The sequence below is a fragment of the Methylocystis parvus genome (assembly GCF_049675845.1).
GTDB classification, from domain to species: Bacteria; Pseudomonadota; Alphaproteobacteria; order Rhizobiales; family Beijerinckiaceae; genus Methylocystis; species Methylocystis parvus_A.
Genome location: NZ_CP187161.1, coordinates 2,570,110 through 2,584,591, shown reverse-complemented (window position 1 = coordinate 2,584,591; position 14,482 = coordinate 2,570,110). Strand labels below are relative to the sequence as shown.

The 14,482-nt window shown below is 65.9% G+C and carries 17 protein-coding genes and 4 pseudogenes; 15 read left to right on the top strand and 6 right to left on the bottom strand.

Annotated features, from left to right (window positions below; translation table 11 throughout):
- The 15 genes and pseudogenes from ACPFMJ_RS13405 (at window position 1) to ACPFMJ_RS13335 (ending at window position 8,419) form a co-directional block, all read left to right on the top strand.
- Window positions 1-267 (top strand): homocysteine S-methyltransferase family protein, encoded by a 267-nt coding sequence (locus tag ACPFMJ_RS13405; protein WP_424363865.1) that lies wholly within the window; start codon window positions 1-3, stop codon window positions 265-267.
- A 40-nt stretch (window positions 268-307) separates the two neighbouring features.
- The gene (locus tag ACPFMJ_RS13400; protein WP_424360487.1) at window positions 308-634 is read left to right on the top strand and encodes a homocysteine S-methyltransferase family protein; all 327 of its coding nucleotides are present in this window, start codon (window positions 308-310) and stop codon (window positions 632-634) included.
- A gap of 335 nt (window positions 635-969) precedes the next feature.
- Entirely contained in the window at window positions 970-1,143 is a 174-nt protein-coding gene (locus ACPFMJ_RS13395; RefSeq protein WP_424363864.1) for a dihydropteroate synthase, read from the top strand.
- Window positions 1,143-1,336: pseudogene (locus tag ACPFMJ_RS13390) on the top strand (dihydropteroate synthase); the annotation flags it as partial. The gene ACPFMJ_RS13395 and the pseudogene ACPFMJ_RS13390, both read left to right, overlap by 1 nt.
- 67 nt (window positions 1,337-1,403) lie before the next feature.
- Window positions 1,404-1,584: pseudogene (locus ACPFMJ_RS13385) on the top strand (hypothetical protein); the annotation flags it as partial.
- The gene (locus ACPFMJ_RS13380; RefSeq protein ID WP_424360486.1) at window positions 1,585-2,025 is read left to right on the top strand and encodes a B12-binding domain-containing protein; all 441 of its coding nucleotides are present in this window, start codon (window positions 1,585-1,587) and stop codon (window positions 2,023-2,025) included. It begins immediately after the preceding pseudogene.
- The gene (locus ACPFMJ_RS13375; protein ID WP_424360485.1) at window positions 2,025-2,399 is read left to right on the top strand and encodes a cobalamin-dependent protein; all 375 of its coding nucleotides are present in this window, start codon (window positions 2,025-2,027) and stop codon (window positions 2,397-2,399) included. The genes ACPFMJ_RS13380 and ACPFMJ_RS13375 overlap by 1 nt, the downstream gene beginning before the upstream one ends.
- A gap of 240 nt (window positions 2,400-2,639) precedes the next feature.
- Window positions 2,640-3,578: a vitamin B12 dependent-methionine synthase activation domain-containing protein gene (locus ACPFMJ_RS13370; protein ID WP_424360484.1), complete on the top strand. Its 939-nt coding sequence runs from the start codon at window positions 2,640-2,642 to the stop codon at window positions 3,576-3,578.
- A gap of 313 nt (window positions 3,579-3,891) precedes the next feature.
- The gene (locus tag ACPFMJ_RS13365) at window positions 3,892-5,169 is read left to right on the top strand and encodes a TadE/TadG family type IV pilus assembly protein (protein ID WP_424360483.1); all 1,278 of its coding nucleotides are present in this window, start codon (window positions 3,892-3,894) and stop codon (window positions 5,167-5,169) included.
- Between the two features lie 80 nt (window positions 5,170-5,249).
- Window positions 5,250-5,402: a hypothetical protein gene (locus tag ACPFMJ_RS13360; RefSeq protein WP_424363937.1), complete on the top strand. Its 153-nt coding sequence runs from the start codon at window positions 5,250-5,252 to the stop codon at window positions 5,400-5,402.
- A 19-nt stretch (window positions 5,403-5,421) separates the two neighbouring features.
- Window positions 5,422-5,941, top strand: a pseudogene (locus ACPFMJ_RS13355) (carbon starvation CstA family protein).
- A gap of 113 nt (window positions 5,942-6,054) precedes the next feature.
- Window positions 6,055-6,849: pseudogene (locus tag ACPFMJ_RS13350) on the top strand (carbon starvation CstA family protein); the annotation flags it as partial.
- Window positions 6,850-6,910: 61 nt separating this feature from the next.
- Window positions 6,911-7,306 carry a starvation-induced peptide utilization protein gene (locus tag ACPFMJ_RS13345; RefSeq protein ID WP_424360482.1) on the top strand — a complete coding sequence of 132 codons (396 nt, stop codon included), beginning with the start codon at window positions 6,911-6,913 and terminating at the stop codon, window positions 7,304-7,306.
- Window positions 7,281-7,511: a YbdD/YjiX family protein gene (locus ACPFMJ_RS13340; protein ID WP_424360481.1), complete on the top strand. Its 231-nt coding sequence runs from the start codon at window positions 7,281-7,283 to the stop codon at window positions 7,509-7,511. The genes ACPFMJ_RS13345 and ACPFMJ_RS13340 overlap by 26 nt, the downstream gene beginning before the upstream one ends.
- Before the next feature lie 80 nt (window positions 7,512-7,591).
- Window positions 7,592-8,419 carry a uracil-DNA glycosylase gene (locus ACPFMJ_RS13335; protein WP_424360480.1) on the top strand — a complete coding sequence of 276 codons (828 nt, stop codon included), beginning with the start codon at window positions 7,592-7,594 and terminating at the stop codon, window positions 8,417-8,419.
- Window positions 8,420-8,543: 124 nt separating this feature from the next.
- Here ACPFMJ_RS13335 and ispG read toward each other — a convergent pair whose 3' ends face one another.
- The 6 genes from ispG to ACPFMJ_RS13305 all read right to left on the bottom strand — a co-directional run bounded on the left by ispG (window position 8,544) and on the right by ACPFMJ_RS13305 (window position 14,411).
- The gene (gene ispG, locus ACPFMJ_RS13330) at window positions 8,544-9,839 is read right to left on the bottom strand and encodes a flavodoxin-dependent (E)-4-hydroxy-3-methylbut-2-enyl-diphosphate synthase (RefSeq protein ID WP_424360479.1); all 1,296 of its coding nucleotides are present in this window, start codon (window positions 9,837-9,839) and stop codon (window positions 8,544-8,546) included.
- Between the two features lie 291 nt (window positions 9,840-10,130).
- Window positions 10,131-11,087, bottom strand: a complete 957-nt coding sequence (locus ACPFMJ_RS13325; protein WP_424363863.1) for a DnaJ C-terminal domain-containing protein — start codon at window positions 11,085-11,087, stop codon at window positions 10,131-10,133.
- A 114-nt stretch (window positions 11,088-11,201) separates the two neighbouring features.
- Window positions 11,202-11,492, bottom strand: coding sequence for a hypothetical protein (locus ACPFMJ_RS13320; RefSeq protein ID WP_424360478.1), 291 nt, complete (start codon window positions 11,490-11,492; stop codon window positions 11,202-11,204).
- Window positions 11,493-11,556: 64 nt separating this feature from the next.
- Window positions 11,557-12,867: an Nramp family divalent metal transporter gene (locus ACPFMJ_RS13315; protein ID WP_424360477.1), complete on the bottom strand. Its 1,311-nt coding sequence runs from the start codon at window positions 12,865-12,867 to the stop codon at window positions 11,557-11,559.
- A 44-nt stretch (window positions 12,868-12,911) separates the two neighbouring features.
- Window positions 12,912-14,009, bottom strand: coding sequence for a histidine phosphatase family protein (locus ACPFMJ_RS13310; RefSeq protein ID WP_424360476.1), 1,098 nt, complete (start codon window positions 14,007-14,009; stop codon window positions 12,912-12,914).
- Between the two features lie 147 nt (window positions 14,010-14,156).
- Window positions 14,157-14,411, bottom strand: a complete 255-nt coding sequence (locus ACPFMJ_RS13305) for a hypothetical protein (RefSeq protein WP_424363862.1) — start codon at window positions 14,409-14,411, stop codon at window positions 14,157-14,159.
- Window positions 14,412-14,482 lie beyond the last annotated feature (71 nt).

The following is a 14,482-nucleotide window of genomic DNA, read 5'->3' as shown; positions in this document are numbered from 1 at the left end:
ATCTGCGCGCGCGCCGACATCATCGAGACCAACACTTTCAGCGCGACGACGATCGCGCAGGCGGATTACGACCTCGAATCCATCGTCTTCGAACTCAATCGCGAAGGCGCGAAGCTCGCGCGCGAAGCGGCCGACGAAGTCGCCGCGGCGACCGGCCCGCTTCGTCGCCGGCTCCATCGGCCCAACGAATCGCACTGCGTCGATCTCGCCGGACGTCATCAATCCGGCTTCGCGCCGTCACTTCGACGAGCTGCGCGCCGCCTATAAAGAGCAGGCGCTCGGCCTGATCGAGGGCGGCGCCGATATCATGCTGGTCGAGACGATTTTCGACACGCTGAACGCCAAGGCGGCGATCTCGCGCGCTCGAGACGCGTTCGAGGAAGTCGGCACGCGTTTCCCGATCATGATCTCGGGCACGATCACCGATCTTTCCGGGCGCACGCTCTCGGGCCAGACGGCGGTCGCCTTCTGGAATTCGCTTGCCCACGCGAAGCCGTTTCTCGATCGGCTTCAATTGCGCGCTCGGCGCCCGAACGAGATGCGCCAGCACATCGCGGAGATCGGCCGCGTCGCGGATACGCGCGTCTGCGCCTTCCCCAACGCCGGCCTTCCCAACGAGATTCGGGCTCTATGACGAGAGCCCGGAATATATGGCGGAGCTCGTCGGCGAATTCGCGCGGCCGGCCTCGTCAATGTGCTGGGCGGCTGCTGCGGCACGACGCCCGATCACATCGCCCACATCGCGAGCCACGCCAAAGGTTATAAGCCGCGGGCAATGAAGCCGCGCGCGCCTCGAACCGCGTGCGAGATCCCCCGTAATGCCCAGCCCGATGCTTGCGCGGTGAGAGGGCAGGTGATGGACTTTGACCGGCCTCGATGACCCTTCGCCGCTGACGAAGGCCAACGCAGCCCTTCGTCAACGTCGGCGAGCGCACCAACGTCACGGGCTCGGCGAAGTTCCGCAAGCTCATCAACAGATGGCGACTATACGCCGCGGCGCTCGACGTCGCGCGCGATCAGGTGGCGAACGGCGCGCAGGTCATCGACGTCAACATGGACGAGGGCCTGCTCGACTCGCAGCAGGCGATGGAGACTTCCTCAATCTCATCGCCGCCGAGCCCGACATCGCCCGCGTGCCGGTGATGGTCGACAGCTCCAAGTTCGAGGTCATCGAGGCGGGCCTCAAATGCCTGCAGGGCAAGGCGTCGTCAACTCGATCTCGCTGAAGGAAGGCGAGGAGAAGTTCATCGAGCGACGCGCGAAAGTGCTGCGCTATGGTGCGGCCGTCGTCGTCATGGCCTTCGACGAAACCGGTCAGGCCGACACCTTCGAGCGCAAGGTTTCGATCTGCGCGCGCGCTTACAAGATCCTGACGGAGAAGGTGGGCTTTCCCGCCGCAGGACATCATCTTCGATCCCAACATCTTCGCCGTCGCGACCGGCATCGAGGAGCACAACGGCTACGGCGTCGACTTCATCGAGGCAGCGCGGCAAATCAAAGAGACGATGCCGTTGACGCCCATGTTCGGGCGGCGTCTCGAATCTCTCCTTCTCGTTTCGCGGCAACGAGCCGGTGCGCGAGGCGATGCATTCCGTGTTCCTCTACCACGCCATTCAGGCGGGCATGGACATGGGCATCGTCAACGCCGGCCAGCTCGCGGTCTATGAGAAGATCGATCCCGAGCTGCGCGAGCTTTGCGAGGACGTGGTGCTGAACCGCCGCAAGGATGCAACGGATCGCTTGCTCGAAGCTGCGCCGAAATTCAAAGGCGATGGCTCGGGCGCGAAGGCGCAAGAAAAGGACGCCGCCTGGCGCGAGCATAGCGTCGAGAAGCGTCTCGAACATGCGCTCGTCAACGGCATCACCGACTATATCGAGGTCGATGTCGAGGAAGCGCGCCAGCGTTCGACGCGCCCGCTCGACGTGATCGAAGGCCCGCTGATGGACGGGATGAATGTCGTCGGCGACCTTTTCGGCGCAGGGCAAGATGTTCCTGCCGCAGGTCGTCAAATCCGCCGCGCGTGATGAAACAGGCCGTCGCCTATCTGCATGCCCTTCATGGAAGCGGAGAAGAGCAAGCGTCCGGCCTCGCCGCCCGCGCCGGCAAGATCCTGCTGGCGACGGTGAAGGGCGATGTGCACGACATCGGCAAGAACATCGTCGGCGTCGTGCTCGGCTGCAACAACTACGAGGTCATCGATCTCGGCGTGATGACGCCCTGCGCGAAGATCCTCGAGACGGCGAAGAAGGAGAAGGTCGACATGATCGGCCTCTCCGGCCTCATCACGCCTTCGCTCGACGAGATGTGCTTCGTCGCCGCCGAGATGGAACGCGAAGGCTTTTCGACGTGCCGCTGCTCATCGGCGGCGCGACGACGAGCCGCGTCCATACGGCCGTGAAGATCAATCCGAACTATCGCCGCGGCCAGGCGGTCTATGTGACCGACGCCAGCCGCGCGGTGGGCGTCGCGCAGGCGCTCGTCTCCGAAAAGACGCGCGCCGATTATGTCGCCGAAACGCGCGCCGAATATGAGCGCGTCGCCGAGGCGCATGCGCGCGCCCAGGCGGAAAAGCAGCGCGTCTCGATCGTTGGCTGCGCGCGAGCCAAGCCGCAATATCGATTGGGAGGCGTACAAGCCCGTGAAGCCAAGCTTCCTTGGCGCGCGCGCCTTCGCCAGCTACGACGTGGCGGAGCTCGTCCCCTATATCGACTGGACGCCCTTCTTCCAGACCTGGGAGTTCAAGGGCCGTTATCCGGCGCTGCTCGACGATCCCGAGCGCGGCGCTGCGGCGCGTCAGCTCTTCGAGGACGCGCAGGCGATGCTGAAGCGCATTGTCGAGGAGCGCTGGTTCACGCCCAAGGCGGTCATCGGCTTCTGGCCGGCCAATAGCGTCGGCGACGACATTGCGCTCTATACGGGCGACTCGCGCAACGAGACGCTTGCGACCTTCTTCACGCTGCGCCAGCAGCTCGGCAAGCGCGACGGCAAGGCCAATATCGCGCTTGCCGACTTCGTCGCGCCCGAAGGAGAGGGCAAGGCCGATTATGTCGGCGCCTTCGTCGTCACGGCCGGCGCGGAGGAGGCGAAGATCTCCGCCCGTTACGCCCGCGCCAACGACGATTACGGCTCGATCATGGTGAAGGCGCTCGCGGACCGCATCGCGGAAGCTTTCGCCGAGCGCATGCATGAGCGCGTGCGCCGCGAATTCTGGGGCTATGCGAATGACGAGGTTTTCGCGCCGGAAACGCTGGCGAGCGAGCCTTACGCCGGCATCCGCCCGGCGCCGGGCTATCCCGCGCAGCCGGACCACACGGAGAAGGCGACCTTGTTCGATCTCCTTGGCGTCGAGAAGCGCACAGGCGTTTCGCTCACCGAATCCTTCGCCATGACGCCCGCGGCGTCGGTGAGCGGCCTCTATATCGGCCACCCGCAGGCGCATTATTTCGGCGTCGCCAAGGTCGAGCGCGATCAGGTCGAGGATTATGCGCGCCGCAAGGGCATGTCGGTTTCGGAAGTCGAGCGCTGGCTGGCGCCGATCCTCAATTACGAGCCGGCGACGCTCGAGGCCGCTGAATGATCCTTCGGCGCCGGCTGCGCGGCCTAGCCGCAACGCCGGCGCCCGAGCTTCGCTGTAACGAAATCCATGGCGACGCTCGCGGCTCTTTGCGAGAAATGTCAGGATCTTCTTCCGCAAAGCCGTGGCCCGATGGATAAGCTCGACGCGTCAAGGGCCTGGAGAAATCGTTTCAAATTGTTTCAATTCGGCAAACAGTCGCCTTAGCATATCGAAGCGTTACCACTTTCAACGAAATACGCGCCCGCTTTAATTGCAGTCGTTAGCAATTGGCGCGCTGGGCAGAGATGCGCGCCGCTACCACGGGGGCGCAGCAATGACCTTTTTCCGCACGGCTTCGAAAAGCAGAAGCTCCTTCCGTTCCGACGCGTCCGGAACGGTCGGCATCATCTTCGGTCTGTCCTTCATTCCGACCATGCTGGTGATGGGCGTGGCGCTGGATTACCGCAACGCTGTGACACTGCGTTCGCGCCTTCAGGCTGCGGTCGACTCGGCTTCGCTCGCCGTCGCGGCGAGCGATCCGTCGCTCACCCAGACGGCGCGTCAGCAGATCGCCCAGAATATCGTCGCCGCGAAGCTCGGACCCGCCGCGGACCGTTACGCCGTGGCGGTCACGGAGACCGAACCCTCGAATAACCGCTATCAGGTGTCTGCGGTGGGCACGGTTTCGACAACGGTCATGCGCTTCGCGCATTTCGACAATATCAGCGTCTCCGCGTCATCCACGGCCTCGGCCGCGACGACGATGGCCGGCGGCGGCGGCTGCGTCCTGTCGCTCGACGACTCCGCCGTCAATTCGATCTGGTACAACGGCCATGCCGACGTGGTGCTTCACAATTGCAACATTTACGGCAATTCCGCCTCGTCGCAGGCGCTCGACGTGAGCGGCAGCGCCAATCTCTGGGCGAACATGATTTCCGTGCACGGCCATGTGCAGGGAGAAAGCAAAATCGTCGCGACGCAAGGCGTTCTCGAAGGCCAGCCGCGCACGCTTGATCCCTATGCGGATGTGCCGCTCCCCGCCTTCTCCGGATGCGACCACACGAATTACGCGACGTCGACGGACGATCACCTTCAGCCGGGCGTTTACTGCAATGGCTTCGCGGTCAATTCGACGGCCGAGGTCGAACTCGACCCCGGGCTCTACGTCATCGATGGCGGCGCCTTCAAGATCAACGGCCAGGCCGAGCTGAAGGGCGAGAAAGTCACGATCGTTTTCACCTCGAGCTCGGGAGGCAATTGGCCTACCATGACGATCAATGGCGGCGCGCAGGTGAACCTCAAGGCGCCCAACGCCCAGGACGCAGCCGCGACCGGCGGCATTGCGGGCATCGTCTTTTATGGCGACCGCGCCATGCCGGCGGGCCAATCCTTCAAGCTGAATGGCGGCTCCACCCAAACGCTCACGGGCGCCGTCTATCTGCCCGAAGCGGCGGTGACCTTCGCCGGCGGCGCGAGCCCGACCGGCAATTGCACCCACCTCATCGGCAACACCCTGACCTTTATCGGCGACTCGGATATCGGCATCGACGGCTGCGGCAATCTCGGCGTGAGGCCCTTCGGCGCGACGCGGACGGTGCGCGTCTATCAATAAGCGACGCCGACCCGCGAAGCGGGGCGCGCCGCAAAGAGCGCGCCCTTTACGCCAATTTATCGGCCTTTGGCCGCGCCCGCATGTTTCGACAATCGCCGATTTCCCTCGCCCCCTGGGCGCTCGTTTTCTGTCTCGCCTTTTATGCGCTCTACACGCTCGCAACGGCGCGGCGCGAGCCGGTCAACGCGATCTGGCTCGTCACGGCCGCGATCTGCGTCTACGCCATCGGCTGATCGCTTCTACGCGCGCTTCATCGCAAACAAAGTTCTCCAGCTCGATCCAAATCGCCAGACCCCTGCCCAACGCTTCAATGACGGGCTCGATTATGCCCAACGACAAAACGGTGCTGTTCGGCCATCATTTCGCGGCCATCGCCGGCGCGGGTCCCCTCGTCGGCCCTGTGCTCGCGGCGCAGATGGGCTATTTGCCGGGAACGCTCTGGCTGGTCGCAGGCGCAGTCTTCGCGGGTGCCGTGCAGGATTTCATCATTCTTTGGGCATCTGTACGCCGCGACGGCCGTTCACTGGGCGAAATGATCCGAACCGAACTCGGTACGCTCGCCGGCACGACGGCGATGATTGGCGTCCTGATCATCATGGTGATCCTGCTCGCCGTGCTGGCGCTCGTCGTCGTCAAAGCCCTGACGCATAGCCCCTGGGCCACATTCACCGTGGTGATGACCATCCCGATCGCCATTGTCATGGGCGTCTACGGGCGCTTCTGCGGCCAGGACGTATCGGCGAAATGTCGCTCATCGGCTTCGTGTTGCTGATGCAGTCTCGCCTTCGGCCGCAACGTCGCCGAGAGCGCGACTCTGGCGCCGCTTTTCACCTATAAGGGCGAGACGCTCGCCTTCATGCTGATCGCTACGGCTTCGTCGCGTCGGTGCTGCCCGTCTGGCTGCTGCTCGCGCCGCGCGACTATCTCTCGACCTTCCTCAAGATCGGCACGATCGTCGCGCTGGCGCTCGGCATCTTCATCGTCTGGCCCGACCTCAAAATGCCGGCGTGACGAAATTCGTCGACGGCACGGGGCCGGTCTTCGCCGGCAGCCTTTCCCTTCCTTTTCATTACGATTGCCTGCGGCGCAATCTCCGGCTTCCACGCGCTCGTTTCGTCGGGCACGACGCCGAAGATGATCGACAACGAAGTGAATTCCCGCGCCATCGGCTATGGCGCGATGCTGATGGAAAGCTTCGTCGCGATCATGGCGCTCATCGCCGCGACCTGTCTCGAGCCCGGCGTCTATTTCGCATGAACAGCGCGCCGCGCGTGATCGGCTCGACCCGAAACTGCCGCCTCAGCAATTTCAGGATGGGGCTTTGCGATAACCCCTGACGTTTTAAAGCAGGCCGCGGCCGATGTGGGCGAAGCGTCCATTCTTTCGCGCACCGGCGGCGCGCCGACGCTCGCCGTCGGCATGGCGCATATTCTCTCGAATGCCCTCGGCGGCAAAGCCTTGATGGCCTTCTGGTATCACTTCGCGATTCTGTTCGAGGCGCTGTTCATTCTGACGACGATCGACGCTGGAACACGCGTCGCGCGTTTCATGATTCAGGATCTCGTCGGTAGTGCAATTCCCTCGTTCAAGGCCACGAAGTCCTGGAGCGCCAACATCGCCGCGACAGCCATCGCCGTCACGGGCTGGGGCTATTTTCTCTATCAGGGCGTCGTCGATCCGCTGGGCGGCATCAACACGCTCTGGCCGTTGTTTGGCATCGCCAATCAGATGCTCGCCGTGCATGGCGCTGACGCTCTGCTCGGTCGTCCTTTTCCGCATGAAGCGCGAGCGCTACGCCTTCGTCGCGATCATCCCTACGACATGGCTCTACATCTGCACCATGACGGCGGGGCTGGAGAAGATTTTCCACGACGATCCGAAGATCGGCTTCCTCGCCCACGCCAGGAAATTCGCGGCTGCGCTCGACAAGGGACAATTGCTCGCGCCGGCCAAGACCGTCGAGGAAATGCATCGGGTCATCTTCAACGACTATGTCGATGCGAGCCTTTGCGCGATCTACATCGTGCTGGTGCTGTCGATCCTCGGCTTCGCCATCAAATCCATTCGGGCCGCGCGCGCGAGCGACGCCGTCACCACGCGGGAGAGCGAAGATGAATTGCTGCCCGCAGGAGCGTAGCTTCCGGCTCGATCTCTCGAAGCTCGCTACCAAGCTGCGCGACGGCGCGCGGCTGATGGTCGGGCAGGGCGATTACGACGCCTATGTCGCGCATATGCGCGCGAAGCACGAGGATCGAAACATCATGTCGCGCGCGGAATTTTTCCGCGCGCGCGAGAACGCCCGCTTCGGCGCCGGCGGCGAGCGCGCTTTTCGCTGCTGTTGAACCGCCTTGTCCCCACTGCTGTCATAGCCGGGACAGCCCGGCCATGACGCGGTCGAACGGTTGGGCTAAACTCCGTTGAGATGGCCCTCGCTCACCCGCCCGAAACGCGCGCCGCGCTCCTCGCGCTTCTCGACTGGTATGTCGAGAGCGGCGTCGATCTCGCGCTCGACGAGGCGCCGCATGATCGTTACGCCGACAGCCAGCGGCCGGTAGAGGCGCCCGTCGCGGCCCCGCCGCTCGCGCCCCGCGCGCCGCCGCCGGGGCTGGAGCCAGCGGCCCGTCCGCGCCCGGCGCCCGTCATCGCCGCGCCGGACGACGCCGCGCGCGCCGCCGAAGAAGCTGCGGCGGGCGCTGATACGCTCGAACAGCTCGCCGCCGCGCTCGCCAACTTCCCGCACGCGCCCTTCCGCGAGATGGCGCAGCATTTCCTGTTCGCCGCCGGAACTCCCGGCGCCCCGCTCATGGTTCTCGACGGCGCGCCGGGCGTCGCGGAGGAATCGACGGGCGACGCCTTTTGCGGCGATCAGGCGCGGCTGCTGGACAATATGCTCAAGGCGATCGGGCGCTCCCGCGAGAGCGCCTATCTCGCTTACGTTTCGCCCTGGCGCCCGCCGGGCGTGATGTCCATGACGCCGCAGCAACTCGCCATCTTCGCGCCCTTCGCGCGCCGCCATGTCGAGCTGGCGCGGCCACAGGTTCTGCTGCTTTTCGGCGAGGCGCCGGCGCGGGCGCTGCTCGCGACGAACGAGCCGGTCGGGAAGCTCCGGGGGAAGGCGTTCGAGGTCCAATGCGGCGCGCATGCGGCGCGCGCCTTCGTGTTCAACAGTCTCGATTCACTTCTGAAAAGTCCGGGCCTCAAGCCCACGGCGTGGCGTGACTTGCGGGCGGCGGCCGCGCTTATGGGTTAGCCCAAGGGCCCCCTCCCTGACCCTCCCCCGCAAGCGGGAGAGGGGACGCTCATGAGCCACGTTGTCGATGAAGGCGGCGATCCGCTCCCTCTCCCGCGCAGCGGGGGAGGGTTGGGGAGGGGGTTTACTCCGCCGCCTCGCCTTCCTTCACGCCGCCATAGCGGCGCACGACGTACTCGTCGACGATCTTCGTGAATTCCTCGGCGATCCCCTCGCCGCGCAGCGTCATCGCCTTCTTGCCGTCGATGAAGACCGGGGCGCCGGGGTCTCGCCCGTGCCGGGGAGCGAGATGCCGATATCGGCGTGCTTCGATCTCGCCGGGGCCGTTCACGATGCAGCCCATCACCGCGACATTGAGCGTCTCGACGCCCGGATATTGCGCGCGCCAGATCGGCATGCGCTCGCGAATGTGCTCCTGAATGTCGCGCGCGAGTTCCTGGAATACCGTCGAGGTGGTGCGGCCGCAGCCCGGGCAGGCGGCGACGAGCGGCACGAAAGTGCGGAAGCCCATGGTCTGCAGGATTTCCTGCGCGACCTTCACTTCGAGCGTGCGGTCGCCGCCGGGCTCGGGCGTGAGCGAGACGCGGATCGTGTCGCCGATGCCCGTCCTGGAGCAGCACGCCGAGCGCCGAGGCGGAGGCGACGATGCCTTGGAGCCCATGCCGGCTTCGGTGAGGCCGAGATGCAGCGCGTAATCGCTGCGCGCCGCGAGCATGCGATAGACGGCGATGAGATCCTGCACCGCGGAGACCTTGGCGGAGATCACGATGCGGTCCTTCTTCAGCCCGATCTCTTCGGCGCGGGCGGCGGAGATCAGCGCGGAGCGCACCAGCGCCTCGCGCGTCACGGCGCGCGCGTCGATCGGGCGGTCCGAGGCCGCGTTGATGTCCATGAGATGGGTCAGCAGCTCCTGATCGAGCGACCCCCAATTCGCGCCGATGCGCACGGCCTTGTCGTGCTTGGCCGCAAGCTCGACGATCGCCGCGAACTGCCGGTCCTTCTTGTCCTTGAAGCCGACATTGCCGGGATTGATGCGATATTTGGCGAGCGCCTCGGCGCAGGCCGGATGATCGGCGAGGAGCTTGTGGCCGATGTAATGGAAGTCGCCGACGAGCGGGACGTGACACCCCTTCTTCGCGAGCTTTTCGAAAATATGCGGGACGGCCGCAGCGGCCTCGTCGCGGTCGACGGTGATGCGCACCAGCTCCGACCCCTGCTGCGCCAGGGCCAGAACCTGCGTGACCGTCGAATCGACGTCCGCCGTGTCCGTGTTGGTCATGGACTGCACGACGATGGGCGCCCCGCCGCCGACGATGACCGACCCCGGGCCTTTGCCGATGCGGACGGCGCAGGTTTTCTTGCGCGTCGCGGGTTCGGCGGAAACGGGATCGGGCAGGCGGGTTTCGACGGCGTCTGTCATGGCTCTCGTCGCGGCTCCGTTGAACTTTGGCCCTAGGTCGCGCGGAATGGCGCGCGGGTCAAGGTCGGAGGCTTGGGAGGATGTCCTTTGCAGCGCTCATGGAGCCGCATTGCCCCCCACCCTTAATCCCTCCCCGCCACTCCGTGGGGGGAGGGAGGTCGCTATACTCCCAGCTTTTCGAGTGCTGTTCGCGATCCCGGACGCCCCGGCGACTTCCCTCCCCCCACGAAGTGGCGGGGAGGGGCAGGGGTGGGGGGCGATGCGGCTAGGACAGCCTTTCAGAAAGGCGGCTCACACCATCTTCCGGCGCGGGTCATAGCCGTGCCGGTCCCGAAGCTCCCGCATCCTCGCCTCGAAATCGGCGTCGGGCTCCTCGGGCAGCATGATTTTCAGCGACACATAGAGGTCGCCCGCCGGCTTCGCGTCGGTCGCGGGCAGGCCCTTGCCGCGCAGGCGCAGCGTGCGGCCGCCATTGGAGCCGGCCGGCACGGCGAGCTCCACCTTGCCGTCGAGGGTCGGCGTCTGCACCTTGGCGCCGAGAGCGGCTTCGTAAACCGCCACCGGCAGCTCGACGCGCAGATCGCGCCCCTCTACCTTGAAATAAGGATGCGCCGCGACCTTCACGGTCACGAGCGCGTCGCCGGGCTCGCCGCCGCGCAGGCCGGGCTGGCCCTGGCCGCGCAGGCGGATCTGCTGGCCTTCCTCGACGCCTGCCGGGATCTTCACCTCCAAAGTGCGTCCGGAGGGCAGGATCACCCGAGCTGAGCCGCCCCTGGCGACGGTTTCGAGCGGCACCGTCGCGGTCGCGACCACGTCGTCGCCGCGCGTGGGCTGAGCCTGTGCGCGCCGGCGCCCGCCGAAGAGATCAGCGAAAAGGTCGCTCGGGTCGAAGCCGCCGGCGCCGCCGCCCTGTCCGCCGCCGAAATTGAATTCGAAATGCTGGTCGCCGCCCGGCGCGCCGCCGGCGGTGCGCCAGCCGCGCGTGAAGCCGCCCGGCCCCGCCCCGAAACCTTCGAACCCCTTGGGCTTGCCGTCGGGGCCGATCTCGCCGCGGTCGAATTGGGCCTTCTTCTTCTCGTCGCCGACGATTTCATAGGCCGTATTGATCTCCGCGAAGCGCTCCTTGGCCTTCGCGTCGTCCTTGTTGCGGTCGGGATGATATTTTTTCGCGAGCGTACGATAGGCCTTCTTGATGTCGGCCGGGCTCGCTGACTTGGGTACTCCGAGAACGTCGTAAGGGTCGCGCATTTTGGTCCAATAGCCCATGGAAGCGCCCGCCCGAAAGCGGCGCGGGCGCAGATGTCTGGACTAATATGTGGGAGAAGCGCGGGCCTAACGCAAGCGGCGGCGCGGCTTGGAATGTCAGAGCTTTGTCGGCGCTTTCGAGAAATCCGCCAGCGCGTCGCCCGTGGGGTCGAGAATGGCGAGCGCGGCGTTGACCGCGTCGAGGGGCGCCGGCTCCCCGCCGCACATGTTCTCCTCCGTCGCGCGCTGCAGCGCCCGCGCGTCCAGCTCCCAGCGCTTGAGAATTTCGATCTTCATCAATTTGGCGAGCGCCCTTGTCTCGACCACTTCGGAAGGTTCGTCGAAGACGGAAGCGGGAGAGATGAGGGCCTTTTCGATTTCGGCGGCGCCGAGGGAATGAACTTTCATGACGGTCAGCCCGGTTCGAGGTTTTCCGGTCGAACGCGGCAAGCCAGCGCCTTGTTCCTTGAAATCAGGCGAACAACGCGTCGCAGAGCAGCTTTACGTTGAGCGCGACGATCAGCGCGGCGATGACGGCCGCGACGGCGGTCGTGCGGCGCGGGGCGACGAGGGCGCCCATGATGTCGCGCCGCGCGGTGAAGATGACCAGCGGAACCACGGCGAAGGGGAGGGTCAGGCTGAGCGCCACCTGGCTCAGGACCAGAAGTCGGGCCGTCGCGCTTTCGCCCGCGTAAAGCGTCACGGCGATCGCCGGCGCGATGGCGATGACGCGGGTGACGAGGCGCCGGACCGCCGGCGACAGCCGCAGGTGGAGGAAGCCCTCCATCACGATCTGCCCGGCGAGCGTCGCCGTCACGGTGGAGTTGAGGCCGCAGGCGATGAGCGCGACGGCGAAGAGGGTCGCGGCGACGGGCTCGCCGAGCAGCGGCGAAATGAGGCGGTGAGCGTCGCCGAGCTCGGCCACTTCCGTGTGGCCGCTCGCGTGAAAGACCGCCGCCGCCAGCACGAGGATCGCGCCATTGACCAATAGCGCGAAGAACAGCGCGAGCCCGCTGTCGATGACGGCGAAACGCAGGGCCTCGCGCTTTTTTTCGGTGGAGGCGGCCACGGCGCGCGTCTGCACCACGAAGGAGTGCAGGAAGAGATTATGCGGCATCACCGTCGCGCCGAGAATGCCGAGGCCGAGATAGAGCATGTCGGGGTCGGAGACGAAGCGCCGCGTCGGCGCGAGGCCGCGCGCGACCTCGGAGAGATCGGGACGGGCCAAAGCGAGCTGCGCTGCGAAGCAAAAGCCGATCAGGCCCAGCATCCCGACGACGAAAAGCTCGATCTTTCGGAAGCCCAGCCGCTCCATGGCGAGAATGAGAAACGTGTCCAGCGCCGTGGCGACGATGCCGAGCGCGAGCGGCAGGCCGAAGAGCAGTTGCAGCCCGACCGCCGTGCCGATGACCTCGGCGAGGTCCGTCGCGAAAATCCCCGCCTCGGCGAGGAGCCAAAGTCCAATGGCGATCGGGTAGGGCGCATGGGCCCGGCAAGCCTGGGCGAGGTCGAGTCCGGCGCCGACGCCGAGCCGCGCGGAAAGCGATTGCAGCACAATGGCCATCAGGCTCGACAGCACGGCGACAAAGAGCAGCGCCGTCCCGAACTTCGAGCCGCCGGCCAGCGCCGTGGCCCAATTGCCGGGGTCCATATAGCCGGTGGCGACGAGATAGCCGGGGCCTAAGAAAACAAAGAGCCGCTTGAGAAGCCGGCCGCCATCCGGCACCGCCACGGAGCGGCGCAGGTCGGCGCTGGTGCGAATCGAAGGGGCGGTCGACGCCAATCATTGCCTCCAAGCCGGGCGCGCCGGCCGGAGGGGCGCGACCTTTACGAAATCACCTTGCGCAGGAGGGCCTCGAGCCCTTCCGGGAAGATCAGTTCGTCAGAGGCCGCGATCGCGTCCGCCGACCACCAGCGCCAGCCCAGCGTGTGAACCTTCTCCTCGGGGGTGAGGTTTTCGGGCGAGGGCGCGAACTCTTCCGTCTCGACGAGGAAATAGCGTTCGACCGCCTGCTGCCAATCGTCGCCGAGCTCCATGGGGAATTCGCGCGTCGCTACGACGGGGCCGGGATCGCCTTTAAGGATCAACCCCGTCTCCTCGCGCACTTCGCGGCGCAGGGCGTCCTCGAAGCTCTCGTCCTCCTTCAGCGCGCCGCCCGGCGTCGCCCAGAAATGATGATGGCCGAGCGCCAGAAAATGCGGCAAGAGGCCGCCGGCGTACTGCATGAGCAGCGCCTCGCCCTTCGGGTTGACGATCAGCGCGCGGGCGGCTTCGCGGCGGGGGAGGGTCAGCCCGTCCCAAGGCGCGGCGATCTCGGGGCGGCCCTCCGGCTGCGCCCAGTTCACGAGCGACCAGTTCCCGTCCTCAAAGGCGATCCAGTTGGGCGTCGCGTTGAGCACGGGGTGCTCGCGCTTCTCGCCGAGGCCCTTGCCGGTCGCCATGCGCCAGGCGACGTCCAGCACGCCGGCATGGGCGACGACGAGGACGGTGAGGCCGGCGCTTTCTTTGGCGATGTCGGTGAGGACCGAGCGGACGCGGCGGGCGAATTCCTCCAGCGTCTCGCCTTCGGGCGCGGCGAAATCCGCCTTGCGCGCGAGATAATGCGGATAGTCGTCGGCGTATTTGACCTGCACCTCGGCGTGGGTGTGGCCCTGCCAGGCCCCGTCGTCCTTCTCGCGCAGGCGCTGCGTGGCGAGGACGGGCAGGCCCAGCGCCTGCGCGATGGGGGCGGCCGTGTTCATGGCGCGGCGCAGATCGCTCGAATAGACGCGGTCGAAATGCGCGCCGGCGAGTTCGCGCGCGAGAGCCTGCGCCTGGGCGCGGCCGCGCGCGTTGAGCGCGATGTCGAACTGGCCCTGGAAACGCCGTTCAATGTTCCAATTCGTCTCGCCGTGGCGAGCGAGACAGAGGATGGTGCGGGTCATTTCTCGTCCGGGGCGCCGCCGGGCGGGCCGTGCCGATATGCGCGCGGGCCTGCGCAAAATTCGCCCGCCGCGCCGATACGCCGGGCTGTTCTGCCCGATTTAGACGCAAAAGTCAGTCGCCTTTTGGCGGAAGCGCGGCTCTGCCTCTCAATGCCGCAGGGCGAAGGTAAATTCCCCTGCGCGAATGCGGTCTGGCAGGGCCTGCGTGAAGGCCGCGACGCTCTCTTCGCCATAGGTCGCGACCAATTCGCGCAACGCCGCCGACAAAGCCGCGTGGGCGAAGGAATCGCTTTCGATTCCCGCGAGAATCGCTTCGGCGAAGGCTTCGGTCACATAGGCCAGCGCGGCGCGGTGTTGCTCGGCGCCGGTCTCGTCGAAGGAGGCTAAAGTCAGCTGCGTCATGAGAATCACTTTAGCCAAGCCGAGCAGCTCGCGCGACACGCGTCTTTCCAAAAGGTTAATTCACAATTGAA

Coding starts and splice junctions, on each gene's coding strand:
- ACPFMJ_RS13400 (WP_424360487.1), top strand. CDS start 308: ATGCTGGTCGAGACGATTTTCGACACGCTGAACGCCAAGGCGGCGATC.
- ACPFMJ_RS13380 (WP_424360486.1), top strand. CDS start 1,585: ATGCATTCCGTGTTCCTCTACCACGCCATTCAGGCGGGCATGGACATG.
- ACPFMJ_RS13375 (WP_424360485.1), top strand. CDS start 2,025: ATGAAACAGGCCGTCGCCTATCTGCATGCCCTTCATGGAAGCGGAGAA.
- ACPFMJ_RS13365 (WP_424360483.1), top strand. CDS start 3,892: ATGACCTTTTTCCGCACGGCTTCGAAAAGCAGAAGCTCCTTCCGTTCC.
- ACPFMJ_RS13360 (WP_424363937.1), top strand. CDS start 5,250: ATGTTTCGACAATCGCCGATTTCCCTCGCCCCCTGGGCGCTCGTTTTC.
- ACPFMJ_RS13345 (WP_424360482.1), top strand. CDS start 6,911: ATGGCGCTGACGCTCTGCTCGGTCGTCCTTTTCCGCATGAAGCGCGAG.
- ACPFMJ_RS13340 (WP_424360481.1), top strand. CDS start 7,281: ATGAATTGCTGCCCGCAGGAGCGTAGCTTCCGGCTCGATCTCTCGAAG.
- ACPFMJ_RS13335 (WP_424360480.1), top strand. CDS start 7,592: ATGGCCCTCGCTCACCCGCCCGAAACGCGCGCCGCGCTCCTCGCGCTT.
- ispG (WP_424360479.1), bottom strand. CDS start 9,839: ATGACAGACGCCGTCGAAACCCGCCTGCCCGATCCCGTTTCCGCCGAA.
- ACPFMJ_RS13325 (WP_424363863.1), bottom strand. CDS start 11,087: ATGCGCGACCCTTACGACGTTCTCGGAGTACCCAAGTCAGCGAGCCCG.
- ACPFMJ_RS13320 (WP_424360478.1), bottom strand. CDS start 11,492: ATGAAAGTTCATTCCCTCGGCGCCGCCGAAATCGAAAAGGCCCTCATC.
- ACPFMJ_RS13310 (WP_424360476.1), bottom strand. CDS start 14,009: ATGACCCGCACCATCCTCTGTCTCGCTCGCCACGGCGAGACGAATTGG.
- ACPFMJ_RS13305 (WP_424363862.1), bottom strand. CDS start 14,411: ATGACGCAGCTGACTTTAGCCTCCTTCGACGAGACCGGCGCCGAGCAA.